General features: G+C 61.6%; 17 protein-coding genes. 2 read left to right on the top strand and 15 right to left on the bottom strand.

Going from position 1 to position 15147, the window contains the following annotated elements; genetic code table 11:
- Positions 1 to 17: 17 nt before the first annotated feature.
- The gene (locus QZ522_RS12170; RefSeq protein ID WP_294611730.1) at positions 18 to 2453 is read left to right on the top strand and encodes an FAD-dependent oxidoreductase; all 2436 of its coding nucleotides are present in this window, start codon (positions 18 to 20) and stop codon (positions 2451 to 2453) included.
- A 57-nt stretch (positions 2454 to 2510) separates the two neighbouring features.
- Here the strand turns inward: QZ522_RS12170 and QZ522_RS12165 are convergent, their stop codons facing one another.
- The 8 genes from QZ522_RS12165 to QZ522_RS12130 form a co-directional block, all read right to left on the bottom strand.
- The gene (locus tag QZ522_RS12165; protein ID WP_294611718.1) at positions 2511 to 3092 is read right to left on the bottom strand and encodes a maleylpyruvate isomerase N-terminal domain-containing protein; all 582 of its coding nucleotides are present in this window, start codon (positions 3090 to 3092) and stop codon (positions 2511 to 2513) included.
- A complete protein-coding gene (locus QZ522_RS12160; RefSeq protein ID WP_294611715.1) occupies positions 3089 to 4192 on the bottom strand; it encodes a cupin domain-containing protein in 1104 nt (367 codons plus the stop codon). The genes QZ522_RS12165 and QZ522_RS12160 overlap by 4 nt, the downstream gene beginning before the upstream one ends.
- Before the next feature lie 18 nt (positions 4193 to 4210).
- On the bottom strand, positions 4211 to 4858 hold the full coding sequence (maiA, locus tag QZ522_RS12155; RefSeq protein ID WP_294611712.1) for a maleylacetoacetate isomerase: 648 nt from the start codon (positions 4856 to 4858) through the stop codon (positions 4211 to 4213).
- A gap of 3 nt (positions 4859 to 4861) precedes the next feature.
- Positions 4862 to 5557, bottom strand: a complete 696-nt coding sequence (locus QZ522_RS12150) for a fumarylacetoacetate hydrolase family protein (protein ID WP_294611710.1) — start codon at positions 5555 to 5557, stop codon at positions 4862 to 4864.
- A gap of 12 nt (positions 5558 to 5569) precedes the next feature.
- On the bottom strand, positions 5570 to 6751 hold the full coding sequence (locus QZ522_RS12145) for a 3-hydroxybenzoate 6-monooxygenase (RefSeq protein ID WP_294611707.1): 1182 nt from the start codon (positions 6749 to 6751) through the stop codon (positions 5570 to 5572).
- A gap of 19 nt (positions 6752 to 6770) precedes the next feature.
- Entirely contained in the window at positions 6771 to 8162 is a 1392-nt protein-coding gene (locus QZ522_RS12140) for a TRAP transporter large permease (RefSeq protein ID WP_294611704.1), read from the bottom strand.
- Positions 8155 to 8652, bottom strand: a complete 498-nt coding sequence (locus tag QZ522_RS12135; protein ID WP_294611701.1) for a TRAP transporter small permease — start codon at positions 8650 to 8652, stop codon at positions 8155 to 8157. The genes QZ522_RS12140 and QZ522_RS12135 overlap by 8 nt, the downstream gene beginning before the upstream one ends.
- A 68-nt stretch (positions 8653 to 8720) precedes the next feature.
- Positions 8721 to 9755: a TRAP transporter substrate-binding protein gene (locus QZ522_RS12130; RefSeq protein WP_294611698.1), complete on the bottom strand. Its 1035-nt coding sequence runs from the start codon at positions 9753 to 9755 to the stop codon at positions 8721 to 8723.
- 170 nt (positions 9756 to 9925) lie between these two features.
- Here QZ522_RS12130 and QZ522_RS12125 point away from each other — a divergent pair, with 170 nt between their 5' ends.
- Positions 9926 to 10411: a MarR family transcriptional regulator gene (locus QZ522_RS12125; RefSeq protein WP_365353691.1), complete on the top strand. Its 486-nt coding sequence runs from the start codon at positions 9926 to 9928 to the stop codon at positions 10409 to 10411.
- Between the two features lie 26 nt (positions 10412 to 10437).
- Here the strand turns inward: QZ522_RS12125 and QZ522_RS12120 are convergent, their stop codons facing one another.
- The 7 genes from QZ522_RS12120 to QZ522_RS12090 form a co-directional block, all read right to left on the bottom strand.
- Positions 10438 to 11499, bottom strand: coding sequence for a 3-carboxy-cis,cis-muconate cycloisomerase (locus tag QZ522_RS12120; RefSeq protein WP_294611696.1), 1062 nt, complete (start codon positions 11497 to 11499; stop codon positions 10438 to 10440).
- Positions 11496 to 12284, bottom strand: coding sequence for a 3-oxoadipate enol-lactonase (pcaD, locus tag QZ522_RS12115; RefSeq protein ID WP_365353690.1), 789 nt, complete (start codon positions 12282 to 12284; stop codon positions 11496 to 11498). Before pcaD ends, QZ522_RS12120 begins: the two co-directional genes overlap by 4 nt.
- A complete protein-coding gene (locus QZ522_RS12110; protein WP_294611693.1) occupies positions 12281 to 13132 on the bottom strand; it encodes a 3-keto-5-aminohexanoate cleavage protein in 852 nt (283 codons plus the stop codon). The genes pcaD and QZ522_RS12110 overlap by 4 nt, the downstream gene beginning before the upstream one ends.
- Positions 13125 to 13724, bottom strand: coding sequence for a protocatechuate 3,4-dioxygenase subunit alpha (gene pcaG / locus QZ522_RS12105; protein ID WP_294611690.1), 600 nt, complete (start codon positions 13722 to 13724; stop codon positions 13125 to 13127). The genes QZ522_RS12110 and pcaG overlap by 8 nt, the downstream gene beginning before the upstream one ends.
- Positions 13725 to 13726: 2 nt before the next feature.
- Entirely contained in the window at positions 13727 to 14452 is a 726-nt protein-coding gene (gene pcaH / locus QZ522_RS12100) for a protocatechuate 3,4-dioxygenase subunit beta (protein WP_294611687.1), read from the bottom strand.
- Positions 14452 to 14832, bottom strand: coding sequence for a 4-carboxymuconolactone decarboxylase (gene pcaC / locus QZ522_RS12095; RefSeq protein ID WP_294611721.1), 381 nt, complete (start codon positions 14830 to 14832; stop codon positions 14452 to 14454). The genes pcaH and pcaC overlap by 1 nt, the downstream gene beginning before the upstream one ends.
- A gap of 23 nt (positions 14833 to 14855) precedes the next feature.
- A partial coding sequence (locus QZ522_RS12090; protein WP_294611684.1) for an FAD-dependent monooxygenase occupies positions 14856 to 15147 on the bottom strand: 292 nt, incomplete at its 5' end.

The raw sequence follows: 15147 nt of genomic DNA, 5'->3' as shown, positions 1-15147 counted from the left end.
AAGACCGGGGACATTTTATGAAAACGCATGCACGTGTCGTTGTCATCGGGGGCGGTATTGCGGGCTGCTCCACGCTTTACCATCTGACACTGGAGGGGTGGACGGATATTGTCCTCGTTGAGCGCAACGAGCTGACCTCGGGCACGACCTGGCATTCGGCGGCACAGGTGACGAATTTCGGGGTGAACCAAACCATGGTCGGCCTCAAGAGCCATTCGATCAACCTCTACAAAGAGTTGCGCGACGATCCCGACTATCCGGTCAGCTACAACCACGGCGACGGCGGCATTCGGCTGGCGAATACGGAGGCCCAGATGGATGGCTATCGGCATTTTGCCTCGATGGCGCGGGGCATGGGGGTCGAGTTTGAAATTCTCGATGCGGCTGAATGCGCACGGCGCCATCCGCTGATCTCGACCCATAATCTGTTGGGCGGCCTGTGGGATGGCAATGACGGTGATATTGACCCCGCAAGCCTGTGTCAGGCCCTCGCGCGGCGCGCGCGAAATGCAGGGGCGGAAGTTTACCGCAATACCCCGGTCATGGCTTTGACCCAGCATAAGGACGACACCTGGACCGTGCACACCGAGCATGGCGATATCACCTGTGACATCGTGGTGAACGCCTGTGGCTACCGCGTCAACGAAGTGGGGGCGATGATGGGTGTACATCACCCGGTCATGTCGATGGAGCATCAGTATTTCGTCACCGAGGAAATCCCGGCCATTCGGGACGCGGGTCATCGCATGCCGCTTTTGCGCTGTCCGATCAGCGATTATTATTGCCGCCAGGAGAAAAACGGCCTGCTGGTCGGCTTTTACGAACAGAATTGCAGCACATGGGGCATGGACGGGATCGACCCGCATTTTGTGAATGCCCTGTGCCCGGATGATCTGGACCGGATCACCGACGTGCTGACCGGCGCCTTTGAACGCATGCCTGCCCTCACCGAGGTCGGGATCAAGAACGTGGTCAATGGCCCGATCACCTATACCATCGACGGGGCACCCCTGGTTGGACCAATTCCCGGCAAACGGAACGCCTTTTGCATCATCGGTCTGCGTGCAGGTCTTGGCGAAGGCGGCGGGCATGGCTGGCTTCTGGCGCAGCAGATCGTCCATGGCGAGGCTTGCTATGATACCTGGTGCATCGACCCCTGGAGATTTACGGGGCATGCCGATGTGGAATTGACCGCGCTCAAGGCCATTGAAGACTATCAGAACGAATTCCGCTTTCACTTCCCGAATGTGCACCGCCCCGCAGGGCGGATGGCAAAGACAACGCCGCTTACACCGATCCTCGCCGCCGAAGGTGCGGAATTTACGGTCGTCAATGGCTGGGAACGCGCCGAGTTCTTCAAGCCGACGCCCGATTTTCACGTCACGAACAGTTTCCGGTTTGACGAGTCCTTTCCCGTCGTTGCCCAAGAGGTCAACGCGGTTCAGAACGCCGTCGGCCTGTGTGAAGTCAACGGTTTCAACCGGATTGAGATAACCGGCGCCGATGCCCTTCCTTTCCTCGATCGGATGACCTGCGGCAAGCTTCCGCAACGTCAGGGGCGGGTCGGGCTGGCCTATCTGCTTAACCATCACGGCATGCTGAAAGCCGAGGCCACAATCGCCAACCTGCCCGCAACTGATCGTGGCCCTGCGCGTCTCTGGTATGGATCGGCTGCGGCCTCTGAGTTTCATGACATGGATTGGCTGACCAGCCATATCAAGGCAGGGGAAGACGTACAGATCAGATCCCTGACCAACGATATGGCAATCCTTGTCCTTGCAGGCCCTAAGGCACGCGACGTGATGAAGGCGGTAAGCCGGGCTGATTGGTCCCAAGCGGCTTTTCCGTGGCTCTCGGTGCGCGAATGCTTCATCGGCTTTGCGCCTGCGACCGTAATGTCGGTAAGCTTTTCGGGCGAATTGGCCTATGAGATACATATCCCGAACGCGTCTCTTTATGCCGCATATGTCGCACTGCGCGACGCAGGCAAAGCGCACGGGCTTCGCCTGTTTGGCGCGCACGCTGTTGATTCAATGCGTCTGGAAAAAGGGTACCTGCACTGGAAGGCGGATATCCTGACCGAATTCGATCCGTTCGAGACCGGATTGGAGCGGTTCGTACAAATGGACAAAGCCGGTTTCCTGGGCCGGGACGCTCTTGCAAAACGCTTGGAAGCCGGCCCGGCAAAGCGCTTGGTGACCCTGTGTCTCGACGATGACCGCGCACCCGCCCACGGTGGCGCATCCGTGATGCAAGGTGAAAGGGTCGTGGGAACGGTTACATCGGGCGGCTACGGCCACCGCGTTGGAAAGAATCTGGCCTATGCCTTCGTGCGCCCAGAGGTTTCAAAGAAAGGATGTGACCTGAAGGTCGATGTATTGGGACGCCTTGTCGCTGCGGTCGTGTCGGAGAAAGCGCTTTATGACCGGGGGTCGGATCGCGTCAGATCCTGACAGCGGCCAGACGTGACATCTGTGGTGTCAAATCTGGAAGGCGCCTGTGCAGACGGCTTAGCTTTGCTCGTCCTCCAGTCTTGCGCGCAGACCCACCGGGAAGTCGGCAAAAACGGCCCCGGCGTCAAGGTTATAGGCGCTCAGCCAGATGTCGCGGGCCCGCAGCCAGACGGTTTCGCGTGCGGTGATCCCGGTGCCGTCCAGAGTGCGAACCGGCGCATCCCATTGGGCGTCGCTGAGGTCGCGCCATTCCACGTTCAGGTGAACCTCGGAGTGGTTGAACAGGCTGCGAAGCGCGCGGGCAGGCAGTGTGGCGCCAAGGGTGATTTCCGCGTCCCGTGCGGCGATTGACGGGTACATCGGATGCTCGATCCCGGTGCGCGCCCATTCGCTCAGACGGCAGAGCGCGCGCGCGTGATACCCGACATGCGCGATCACATGCCGCCGTGACCAGCCCGAGACACGCGAAGGCGCCGTTAGAGCATTGTCATCAAGCGCATTCAGAAGCCGCGCGAAATAGGCTGTGCCAAGGCGCACCCAGGCAAGCTCGGTGGCCGGGGCCGCGGGCGCGTCATACCGCGCGCCGCTGCCTTGTCGCGCCCGCAGGGCCTCTCGTGCGGCGTCGAGCGATGTACTCACGTTTCGCCCTCGATCTGGGTGCGGGCGAAATGCAGCCGTTCCATGATGGGCGCATCCGAGAACCGGAATAGATCGAACTGGGTTTCGGCCTGCAACGACCATGACACCCACGACGGCACGACGAACATGTCGCCGACATCAAGGATGTGTTCGACACCCTCAAGCACGACCGCGCCCTTGCCCTCGAATACCTGGAATACTGTCGAGCCCACCTCGCGGCGCGATCGGGTGGTGGCACCCTCGCGCAAGCGGTGGAATTCACAGCGGATGGTCGGCATCACGTCGCCGCCGGTGGTCGGATTGACATAGCGGATTGCCGCATGACCCTGCGCGACGGTGGCGGGCTGGCCTTCGTCCTCAAGAAGCAATTGTTCGGTCAGCGCGCGGTCGGTGTATTCCCAGCGATAGGCGCCGATCGGTGAACTGACGGTGTTTTGCAGCCCCGACAAGGGCCGCAGGCCGGGATGACACCAAAGCCGCTCGCCGCGCGAGAAATTCGGCGTGGCATAATCGGTGACACGCTCTGATCCGAATTCGAAAAAGCCAACATCGTTTTGCTGGCTGAACGGGATATCAAGCCCGTCAATCCAGGCCATCGGCTTGTCGGTGTTGTTGTGGTGGCCGTGAAAATTCCAGCCGGGTGTCAAGAGCAGGTCACCGCGCGACATGCGCACCGGATCGCCGTTGACCACGGTCCAGACGCCTTCGCCCTCGACCACAAAGCGAAAGGCGTTTTGCGAGTGGCGATGTTCGGGGGCGGTTTCACGGGGCCCGAGATACTGGATCGCGGCCCACATTGTGGGGCTGACATAGGCATTGCCGCCAAGGCCGGGATTGGCAAGGCCGATCGCGCGCCTCTCACCACCGCGCCCCACAGGCACCAGTTGCCCCGAGGCCTCGGCCAGGGGCAGAAGTCTGGACCACTTCCAGACATGCGGCACCGCCTTGGGCTTTGGCGTCATCGGCATCAGATCGCCAAGTTGCGTCCAGAGCGGGATCAGGTGCTCGTCCTGAAACCCCTTGTAAAGGGCGCGCAACTCGGGGCTATCGTCGGGCTGCATCGAGTGTTCAACATTTGAATGGTCAAGGGCGTCGGTCATGTCAGGGTCTCCTTGTTCTCAGGCGGCATCGGGTTGGTTGGGCGGGGCGGCCTTTTGAAAGGCGGGCAGGGCGTCGAGATGGGCGAATATCCGGGCGATGGTCGGATAGGCGGCCATGTCGATGTCAAACCGGCGGTTGTTCCAGACCTGCGCGTAAAGGCAGAGGTCGGCCAGACCGGGCAGATCGCCATGACAGCAGGCCCCGGTTTCCGGGCTGGCGGCCAGCAGGGTTTCGAGTGGCTCGAAGGTAACCTGCACCCAATGGGTGAACCACCCGGCAAGCGCGGCGTCATCCGCGCCGAATTGTTGCCCCAGATAGCCCAGCACCCGCAGGTTGTTCAGCGGATGCACCTCGCAGCCGATCATATAGGCAAGCGCGCGTACCCGCGCGCGCCCTTCGGCATCGGCAGGCAAAAGCGGCGGCGCGGGATGCACCTCGTCCAGCCACTCGATGATCGCCAGCGATTGGGTCAGGACGCTGCCATCTTCGCGCTCGAGCGCGGGTACAAGGCCTGCCGGGTTCATCGCCAGATAGCTCGGTGTGCGCGTCTCGCCATTGCGCAGGGCATAGGACACATAGTCATATTCCAGCCCCTTCAGGTTCAGCGCTGCGCGCAGGCGGGTCGAGGTGGACGAGCGGAAAAAGTTGTGCAGGACCAGCCCCATGACTCAGGTCCGCTCGCCAATCGGGGTTTCAATCCGGCCAAGCCCTTCGATGCTCACGACACAGGTGTCACCCGGCACCAAGGGGCCGACACCGGCGGGCGTGCCGGTCATGATAAGATCGCCGGGCGCAAGCGCGATGGAATGCGACAGGATCGAAATGATCTCGGGCACCGACCAGATCAGCTCGTTCAGGTCGGCGTCCTGTTTGACCTCGCCATTCACGCTAAGTCTGATCGAGCCTTTGTCGGGGTGGCCGACCCTGGCCGCGGGATGCACCGGGCCAATCACCGCCGAGCGGTCAAAGGCCTTGCCCCAGTCCCAGGGGCGGCCCTTTTCGCGGGCCTCAAGTTGCAGGTCGCGGCGGGTCAGGTCATTGCCGACGGCATAACCCCAGACGTGGTTCAATGAATCGGCCTCGGCGATGTCACGCCCACCGCTGCCGATCACCACGACCAGTTCGGCCTCGTAGTGAAAGTTGCCGGTCTCCGGGGGATAGGCCACGGTCTCGCCGCTGGCTACCACCGCATCTGCGGGCTTGGTGAAAAAGAATGGCGCATCGCGGGCCGGGTCCTTGCCCATTTCGCGGGCATGGGCGGCATAGTTGCGCCCGACACAAAAGATGCGGCGGACCGGAATGCGATCCTCGCTGCCCTCAACGGCGACACTTGCTTGCGGGGCGGGGGGGAAGACGTAATTCATGTGCGGGGTTCCTTAGTTTTCAAGTCCGTTGCTGCCGTAGAGCCAGGCAAGCTGGTTGCACCAGTCATCCGGGCTCATGCCCGACATGACGTGGTTGCGCACCGCGGCTTTGGCGTCGTCGGGGTGATAGATATATTCGCCGATCAGGCGGCTGTTCATCTGCACGCGGGCGGTGCGCACAAGGCGCATCTTCTGGTATTCCTGCAATGCGACCTCGTCGTCGTCGTAATGCTCGAAGCAATGCGACAGGCACACCGCATCCTCCATCGCCATACAGGCGCCCTGGGCGAAATACTGAAGCATCGGGTGTGCGGCGTCGCCCAACAGGGCCACCCGCCCGTCAATCCAGTTCGAGATCGGATCGCGGTCGCACAGCACCCAGAGCTTCCAGTTGTCGCCATGTTCGATGATCTGGCGGGCCACCGGCGCGATGTGTTCGAAGCCTTGTGATACCTCTGCCTTGTTGACGGGCTTGCCGGCAATCGGTTCCTTGACGTCGCGGTGATAGGTAACCACCAGATTAAAGACCGATCCCCCCTTGAGCGGGTAATGCACGATATGGCATTTCGGCCCGGCCCAGAGAGTGGCTGCATTCCAGCGCAGGTCTTCGGGCATCTGCTCTGTCGGGATCACCGAGCGATAGGTGGTATGACCCGATACGCGCGGCTCTCCATCACCGATCATCTGGCCCCGGATGGGCGAGCGCAGGCCTTCGGCGCCGATGATGGCGCGCCCGGTGATATCGCCGTGGTCCCTCAGGTGAAGCGTTGCGGTGCCGCCGTTCCGGGAATAGCCGGTAACGGTGTGATTGGTGCGGATCTCGACCAGCGGCGAGGCCTCGCAGAAATCCAGCAGCGTCCTGTGAAGATCGGCGCGGTGAACCACCGCATAGGGGTTCTTGAAGCGGGCGCGGAAATTGTCATCAAGCGGGATCTGCGTGATGTCTTCGCCGGTCTGCGCATCCATCAGCCGGAGCGCGTCGATGTAGACCGCCTTGGCGCGGGCATCATCGCCGACCCCAAGATAGTCAAAGCAGTGAAAGGCGTTCGGGCCGATCTGAATCCCGGCTCCGATTTCGCCAAGCACGGCCGCCTGTTCGACAACGACCGAGGCAATGCCCTTGCGTGCCAATCCGCAAGCCGCAGCCAGCCCGCCGATGCCACCACCGGCGATTATGATAGGAAGATTTGACATTCTAAGGCCCTTTTAGGGTTCAGCCGCCGATCAGGCGCGGAACGATTAAGGTAAGCGCGGGGAGCATCAGGATTAGCGCCACACGGATGAACTCGGCCCCAAGGAAAGGCAGCACACCGCGGAAAACGGTGGACATGGGCGTGTCCTTGGCAAGCGAGGAAATGATAAAGACGTTCAGGCCCACAGGCGGCGTGATCAGGCCAAGTTCGACCACGATAAGCGCCAGTATCCCGAACCAGATCTTCAGGCTGTCGGTATCAAGCCCGAATGCCGATGTATCGGCCGTGGCATATTCACCGCCGTTCAGCGCAATCAGCGCGGGCCAGAAGAACGGCACGACCACAAGGATCATGGCAAGGCTCTCCATGAAACAGCCAAGGATGACGAAGACCACGAGCATGATGACAAGGATAAGCATTGGGTCCATGCCGCTAGTGGTGGCCCAGTCCGACAGGGCCTGCGGCAGGTTGGTGCGGGTGAAGAACCCTTTCAGAACCTCGGCTCCAAACAGGATCAGATAGATCATGCCGCTTGTCACCGCCGTGGCGCGGATCGCCCGCATGAGGCCGGGCAGGTTAAGCCCCTCGCCGGTCAGGGCACGCAGCGCAAAGCCATAGGCCCCGACCGCAAAGACACCGATACTGGCCGCCGGGGTCGGCGTGAACAGGCCAAAGCCAAGGCCGAGGATAATCGCCCCGAAGATCACGATCACCGGCAGCAGGCGGCGGATGGCCCTGCGGCGTTCTGCCGGTTCCATCTCTTTGGGCTCGGGCGCCAGCGACGGATTAAGGCGCACCTGAATGGCGATAACGGCGATAAAGCCCGCCACCGCCAGCAGCCCCGGCAAGATCGCCGCCTGGAACATCTGAAGGATAGAGCCTTCTACGATGATCGCGTAGATCACCAGCGCCACAGAGGGCGGGATCAGGATGCCAAGTGTCCCACCGGCGGCAAGCGCACCCGAGGCAAGGCGCGGCGAATAGCCCAATGCGCGCAACTCGGGCAGGGCAACCTTGCCCATCGTGGCTGCTGTCGCAAGGGACGAACCGCAGACCGCGCCAAAGCCGCCACAGGCGGCCACGGCGGCCATTGCGACGCCCCCCCGCAGGCGGGACATCAGCGCCTCAAGCCCCTTGAACAGATCGCTCGACAGGCGCGCTTCGGCCGCGATATAGCCCATCAGAACGAACAGCGGCACAACGGAGAGGTCATAGTTCGCAACATTCTCCCACAGCAGGCTTTTGTATTGTTTGAGATAGGGCACGAAACGGATGTAGCTTACGGTCTCGCTCAGAACCCATGTGCCTCCGATGCCAACGGTGATCATCGCGATGCCGACGGGCATGCGCAGGATCAAGAGGCCAAACAGGACCACCAGCCCGATTATGCCGATAACGATGGGATCAAGCATCCGGTGTCCCCCCTGCAATTTGTGTCGCGGCGACAAGCGCCCAGAGGATCATCGAGACAAGCCCAGGCAAATAGAACGGCCAGACCGCCCAGCCAAGCACACTGGTCACCACCCCGTCAGAGCGGGCTTCGAGCAGGCCGAACACCATCCAATAGGCAAGGAAAAGCGCGACCGCGGCAGTGCAGGCCAGCCAAAGCCTGTCAAAGGCGCGCTGAAGAACATGGGGTAGCCGGTCCATGAAAAGCTCAACCGCCACATGCCCCCGCTGTGCCTGGCAATAGGGAAAAAACATCAGGGCAACACCGCTTATGGCGAGCTGCACAAAGTCTTCGTACCCCGGCAGGCCCGCGACATTCGTCCCGAAAAGGCCCGCGATGCGATCCAGAATGAATGCGGATGTGTTGGTGGTCGTGACGGCAACGATGACAAGCAATATGACGCCGCCGAGCACAGCCAAGCCGTCTGCCAAGCGTCTTATCATGACGGTCATGGCACAATCCTCCTATTGGAAGTCGTTTGGCAAGAGGGGCGCGAACGCGCCTCTTGCCAAAGGTGTTGTCAGCGGCTTGATTTTGCCGCGGCGATGGCGGCACGCGCCGCTTCAACAAGCCCGGCACCGTCGATGCCCTTGGCGGAAACCTCGTCGATCCAGCGTTGAACGACGGTTTCATTGACGGCGTTGAACTTGGCTGCCTCGTCGTCGGACAGCACGATGCGTTCGACATTCGACGCTGCAAGCGCGTCAATGCCGCTTTGTTCGAACCCTTCCCACATGCTGCCGATTTCGGCGGCGATATTGCTTCCGGAGTTGGCGTCGATGACGGACTTCAGGTCATCGGGCAGGGCCTCGTAGGCATCCTTGTTCATGGCCAGCATGAAAACGGCCGTGCCAAAGCGGCCCCCGTCAGGCAATTCGGTGGTGTACTTGTCCAACTCCTGAAGCTTGAGGGCCGGAACGATTTCATATGTGGTCAGCGCCCCATCGACGACGCCCTTGGACATTGCTTCGGGCAGGGCGGGCACAGGAAGACCAACCGGTTCCGCATTCATGCCCTCGATGACCCAGGCGCCGGTGCGGCCGGGGGTGCGAAGCTTCATGCCCGCAACATCATCAAACGCACGGACGGGCTTGGATGCCGAGTGGATCAGGTTGCCGTCATGGCTGTGCAGGAACAGAACGTGGATATCGCTGAAATCCTCGGCCAGCATGTCAAGCGATGCATTCAGGGCGATTGTCGTGTCGGTGGCCGACCCGGCGTGAACCAGCGGAAGTTCAAAGACTTCACTGCGCGGGAAGACACCCGGCGTGTAGCCCAGAAGGGTCCATACGATATCGGCGGTGCCATCGCGGACCTGACCATAGAGTTCGCCCGGTTTGCCGCCCATGGACATGGACGGGAAAATCTCAACGGCGATGCGGCCCTCGCTTTGTGCCTCGACCCGGTCCGCCCAGGGCTGCATCATGACTTTGTGGGCATTCGCGACCGGCGGCAAAAAGTGATGCATGGTAAGCGTCACGTCCTGCGCAAAGCCGACGCCCGCATTCAGCGCAAGGGCTGCAATCGAGCCGATCAATGTGGTCTTAAGGTTCATGGGGTCCTCCTCCATTGGACACATAACCGAATCAAACAATCAGTATGCTTACTATGTGTAGGTGATTGTTTGATTTCGATCAAGGTGGTAAGTATACTTACTAAATACGATTTGACTTGTCGGCCGTGGGCAAACAGTACCGCGGCAGATGAACAGAAGGGGTTGCAAACGTGGATCGAACGCTTGAAATCTACAATATGGCCGGGCACCTGATCCGAAGGTTGAACCAGATTTCGACCTCGGTGTTCCACGAGCGGATGAAAGCCAACGGCTTTGAAATGACGTCGATCCAATTCGCCGCGCTGAACGCCATAAGCGCGCATCCGGGGATAGATCAGGCGACCCTTGCCGGGAGGATTGCCTATGATCGCACGACAATCGGCGGCGTCGTTGATCGCCTTGAATCCAAAGGCTATATCACGCGTGTGGTCAGTAAAAAGGACCGCCGTGCGCGCGAGGTGTCGTTGACCCCTGAAGGGCAGGCCGCGCTGGGCCGTCTGACCCCGGTTGTCCGGGCGCTGCAACCCGATATCCTTGCCGGCCTGAGCGAGGACGAGAGGGCGCAGTTTCTTGCCCTTGCGGCCAAAGCCGCAGCTGCGGGAAACGAGCAAAGCCGCGCGCCATTGGTTGCCTCTGGCAAAGACGGTGGGCGTTAGGCCGGGTATTTCGGCGCGCCCATAGGTCATTTGACCGGGCCGCCCATTGCCGTGATCCGATCTGCCAGGGTAATCGCCGCCGAGAGGGACCGCGCCGTTGCCACCGCCATCTGCGGCAGGATCATCCATTCCAGCGCCCAGCCACTTCCCGAACGTTCCTGCTCATGCACGAGCGCCTGATGCATGCCCGAAATCTGTAGGCTGTTGAACCGTGCCAGTGTCACCAGAAGTTCGGCCAGAATCGGGTTCTGCTTGTGTGGCATCGCCGATGACCCCCCCCCACCAGAGATCTTGATCTCGTCCAGGCCCTGCTGCGCCATGAGGCAGATATCCTGCCCCATCTTTCCAAGCGTGCCGCTGATCAGCGACAAAAGCCCGGCATATTCCGCCAGCCCGTCGCGCATCGCATGCCAGGGACGGTCGGGGCAATAAAGCCCCAGGTCATCGGCGATTGTACGCGCAATCTCCGCACCCTGGTCCGCCATCTCCTGCCGGTCGCCCGCTGCGCCGCCAAGCTGCACCCGCTCGACGCGGGGGCGCATCTGCGCCAGCCGATCGCGGTGCTCACTGAGCGGCGCCCGCCACGTGGCAATCCGGTCGGCCACAGTGATCGGCATGGCGGCCTGCATCCTTGTGCGCCCCATCAGGGGACGCGCGCCAAAGGTGGTTTCAAGCCGCCCAAGCCCCTCGTCCAGCGCCGCGATCCGGGTCGACAAAAGCGCGTTCATCTCCTTGATTGTCAGCGCCAGCGCCGTGTCGATCACATCCTGCGAGGTGCTGCCCCTGTGGATCGCGCCGCCTGCATCCGGCATCGCCGCGCGTAATTGCGCCACCAGTGCAGGCACCGGCAAACCGTCCTGCGCCGTGCCGCGCCGCAAGTCCGTCACGTCGGCCTTGAAACCGGCAATCATATCGGCGGCCTTGCCCGCCAGGCCCGCGTCAACCATTCCGGTAGCGCCAAGCGCGCGGGAATAGGCGGCCTCGAAGGCAAGCATATGAGCAAGCTGTCGCTCAGGCGACCATATCCCGGCGCCCGCGTCATCCGTGAACAGGCCGCCAAGCCATGGGTGATCGAAAACCCCAATCATTCCAACGTGGTCCACAGGGCCGCAATGTGATCGGCCACCACTTCGGGGGCCTCGATGCAGGGCAGGTGGCCGACGTCGTCGATCAGTGTCAGCGTCGCATCGGGGATCATTTCGGCAAGCGCCGCGACCAGATCCGGCGGTGTGGCCAGATCCTCTGTTCCGCCGATACAGGCGGTTGGCACGGAGATTTCTTGCGTGCTCGCGCTCAGGTCGGCATCGCGAATGGCGGCGCAGGTGGCGGCGTATCCCGCCGCCGTGGTGCGCGTCAGCATATTGCGATATCCCGCCAGTTCCGCAGGCATCCCGGCGCGGAAATCGGGCGAAAACCACCGCTCAAGCACGGCCTCGGCCATCGGCTCTATCCCGGTGCTTTCAACCGCTGAAATGCGCGCATTCCAGCCCTCGGCATCGCCGATTTTTGCCCCGGTGTTGCAAAGGACCAGCCCCGCCACAAGATCGGGCCGCGCGGCGGCTAGCGCCTGCGCGATCAGCCCGCCAACCGAAACACCACAGATCACCGCAGCGCACAGCCCGAGATGATCCATAAGATCGGCCACATCGCCCGCCAGCCCGGCAATGCTTGTCTCGCCCGCATCGCTAAGCCCATGGCCGCGCTTGTCCATCATCAGGATCGGCATATCGCCCAAGCGTTCGGCCACGCCCTGCCAGATCCGGAAATCGGTGCCGAGCGAGTTCAGGAACACCACCGGCCGCGCACCCCTGGCCCCGGCCCGCAGATGGTAATGCAGGGTCACATCGCGGGGTTTGGCGAAACGCAGGGTCACGCGGCGACGTCCCGAAGGCCGAGAATGCGGCGCGCCTCTTGCCATGTGGCGACCGGGCGTTCGTATTTCTCGCAGAGGTCAGCCGCCCGCGCGACCAGCGCCGCGTTTGACGGGGCCAGCGTGTCACGGTCAATGCGGATATTATCCTCAAGCCCGGTGCGCGCATGCCCACCCGCCGCAATCGCCCATTCGTTGACCACGATCTGGTTCGGGCCGACCCCCGCTGCACACCAGGGGGTGTCGCCGAACAGGCGATTGACCGTGGCCACGTAGAAATCGAACACCTCGCGGTCGGCGGGCATGGCGTTCTTCACGCCCATCACGAATTGCACGTAAGGCACATCCTTGATCTGGCCCCGCTTGTGCATGAGAGCGGCATGAAAGATATGCGACAGATCGAATGCCTCGATCTCTGGCTTGACGTCATATTTGATCATCTCTTCCGCCAGCCAGTTCACAAGGTCTGGCGGGTTTTCATAGACCCGCGTGGGAAAGTTGTTGGACCCGACGGAAAGCGAGGCCATGTCAGGCCGCAGCGACAGCATCCCGCCGCGTTCGTTCCCTGCGCCGGATCGCCCGCCGGTCGACAGCTGAATGACCATGCCGGGGCAGTGTTTCTCGATCCCCTCTTTCAGCCGCGCAAACCGCTCGGGGTCAGAGGTGGGCTTGCCCGCGTCGTCGCGCACGTGGCAATGGGCGATGCTTGCCCCGGCCTCAAAGGCGGCGTGGGTACTTTCGACCTGTTCGGCAATCGTGACCGGAACCGCCGGGTTGTCGGCCTGCGTCGGCACCGATCCGGTGATCGCAACACAGATGATGCAGGGGGGGTTTGCTGGGGTGTCAGACATCTAGGAATACCGTTTCATTGTCGCCCTGAAGGCAGATATCCAGACGATACCCCGATCCGTCCTTTCTTGCGATCAGAGTTTCGCGGCGATGCGCCTGTTCGATCAGGTTCAGCACCGGATCGGCGGCATTGGCGGACTCTTCATCGGCGAAATAGAGGCGTGTGTTCAGCCCGATGTTGATGCCGCGCGCGACCAGCCAGAGATTGATATGCGGCGCCATCATGCGGCCGTTTCGCCCCATGACCGCGCCTGGCTTGACCGTCTCGAACGACCACTCGCCACTCTCGAAATCGGGCACAACCCGGCCCCAGCCACAAAAGCCGTCCTCAACCTCGCCCGCACCGGGATAAACGCCCGCCGCATTGGCCTGCCAGACCTCGATAAGCACATCCTTGACCGGTGCACCGGTGCCGTCGGTCACGGTTCCGCTGATCCTGATCCGCTCGCCGGTTGCATTCGGCCCGGTGATGTCATGGCCCAATTCGCGGGCGTAGATGTCAAACCCCGCCGCGCCGGGGGCAAGGCCGATATGCACATAGGGCCCGGCGGTCTGAGAGGCGGATTCCTTCAGGTAGTCGAGTTTCTGTACCATGCTCAGTTTCCTTCAGGCCGGTTTTCAAAGAATGTCGAGCGGTGCCCGCGCAGCACGATATCGAACTTGTAGGCGATACTATCGAGCGGCACCGTCGCGTTAAGGTCAATCGCCGCGACCAGCTGATCAATCGCGCGCTGATCGGGGATGGTGTTCACGATCGGGCATTTGGCAATAAGCGGATCCCCCTCGAAATACATTTGAGTTATAAGCCGCTGCGCAAAGGCTGTGCCGAAGACCGACACGTGGATATGCGCGGGCCGCCAGCTGTTCACCCAGTTGCGCCAGGGATAGGCCCCCGGCTTGACCGTGCGGAACACGTAAAACCCGTTCTCATCGGTCAGGGTACGCCCGCAGCCGCCAAAGTTGGGGTCGATCGGCGCAAGATAGGTATCTTTCTTGTGCCGATACCGCCCGCCGGCATTGGCTTGCCAGATTTCCACAAGTGTATTGGGCACCGGGCGCCCGTTTTCATCCAGTACACGGCCATGCACGATGATCCGCTCGCCAATCGGGTCGCCGGTTTTGGCGTAATTGGCGATCAGATCGTTATCGAGCGGGTCGATGTCATTGTGACCAAAGGTCGGGCCGGTGATTTCGCTGGCCGAGGATTGCAGGGACAGGAGCGCATAGCGCGGCGAGCGGGTGACGCTGGTCTTGTAGTCGCGCGCCAATGCGGGCGGATGCCATTCGCGGTCGCGCTGAATAAGGTTGGTGTTCTGGGTCATCATTCGGATCCTTCAAGGTCTGCATAGGTCTGTTTGGCAAGCTTGATCGCGTGATTGGCGCGCGGCACACCGGCATAAATGGCCACATGCATAAAGGCCTGCATGACGTCCTCTTTGCTGGCCCCGGTCCGGTTGCAGGCGCGGATATGCATCGGAATTTCCTCGAAATTGCCAGTCGCCGCCAAAAGCGCCAGCGTCAGCATCGAGCGTTCGCGCCGACTTATCGTGTCGTCACCCCAGACCGTGCCCCAGGCACTTTCGGTGATCAATGTCTGAAACGGCGCATCGAAATCCGATTTCTGTGCCTCGGCGCGGTTGACATGAGCATCGCCCAACACTTCGCGGCGTACCGCCATGCCCTGGCTCATCCGGTCGTTCATCGCGGCCTCCTTCTTATGGTCCATCAATAGGGCAATCCCACATAGTTCTCCGCCATCGCCTTTTGCGCGGCCTCGTTGCCGCGCAGAAAGTCAATTTCCGCATGCTGCATCTTGAGATCAAAGTCCGACTGATCCGGATAGCGGTGCAGCAGCGACGAGAACCACCAGCTAAAGCGTTCCGCCTTCCAGACCCGCGCCAAAGCCTTGTGCGAATAGCTGTCGATGCCCTCGGTGCTGTTGTTTTCATAGAACTGGCGCAGCCCTTCGAAGAGATAATGCACATCCGACGCCGCAGTATTAAGCCCCTTTGCCCCG

The organism is uncultured Roseovarius sp., assembly GCF_913054395.1.
Lineage (GTDB): Bacteria > Pseudomonadota > Alphaproteobacteria > Rhodobacterales > Rhodobacteraceae > Roseovarius.
This window is presented reverse-complemented; position numbering and strand designations above follow the sequence as displayed.

Bases quoted from the DNA above. Each gene is read 5' to 3' on its own strand.
- QZ522_RS12170 (WP_294611730.1), top strand. From the start codon at position 18: ATGAAAACGCATGCACGTGTCGTTGTCATCGGGGGCGGTATTGCGGGC.
- QZ522_RS12160 (WP_294611715.1), bottom strand. From the start codon at position 4,192: ATGACCGACGCCCTTGACCATTCAAATGTTGAACACTCGATGCAGCCC.
- maiA (WP_294611712.1), bottom strand. From the start codon at position 4,858: ATGGGGCTGGTCCTGCACAACTTTTTCCGCTCGTCCACCTCGACCCGC.
- QZ522_RS12150 (WP_294611710.1), bottom strand. From the start codon at position 5,557: ATGAATTACGTCTTCCCCCCCGCCCCGCAAGCAAGTGTCGCCGTTGAG.
- QZ522_RS12145 (WP_294611707.1), bottom strand. From the start codon at position 6,751: ATGTCAAATCTTCCTATCATAATCGCCGGTGGTGGCATCGGCGGGCTG.
- QZ522_RS12140 (WP_294611704.1), bottom strand. From the start codon at position 8,162: ATGCTTGATCCCATCGTTATCGGCATAATCGGGCTGGTGGTCCTGTTT.
- QZ522_RS12135 (WP_294611701.1), bottom strand. From the start codon at position 8,652: ATGACCGTCATGATAAGACGCTTGGCAGACGGCTTGGCTGTGCTCGGC.
- QZ522_RS12130 (WP_294611698.1), bottom strand. From the start codon at position 9,755: ATGAACCTTAAGACCACATTGATCGGCTCGATTGCAGCCCTTGCGCTG.
- QZ522_RS12120 (WP_294611696.1), bottom strand. From the start codon at position 11,499: ATGATTGGGGTTTTCGATCACCCATGGCTTGGCGGCCTGTTCACGGAT.
- QZ522_RS12110 (WP_294611693.1), bottom strand. From the start codon at position 13,132: ATGTCTGACACCCCAGCAAACCCCCCCTGCATCATCTGTGTTGCGATC.
- pcaG (WP_294611690.1), bottom strand. From the start codon at position 13,724: ATGGTACAGAAACTCGACTACCTGAAGGAATCCGCCTCTCAGACCGCC.
- pcaH (WP_294611687.1), bottom strand. From the start codon at position 14,452: ATGACCCAGAACACCAACCTTATTCAGCGCGACCGCGAATGGCATCCG.
- pcaC (WP_294611721.1), bottom strand. From the start codon at position 14,832: ATGAACGACCGGATGAGCCAGGGCATGGCGGTACGCCGCGAAGTGTTG.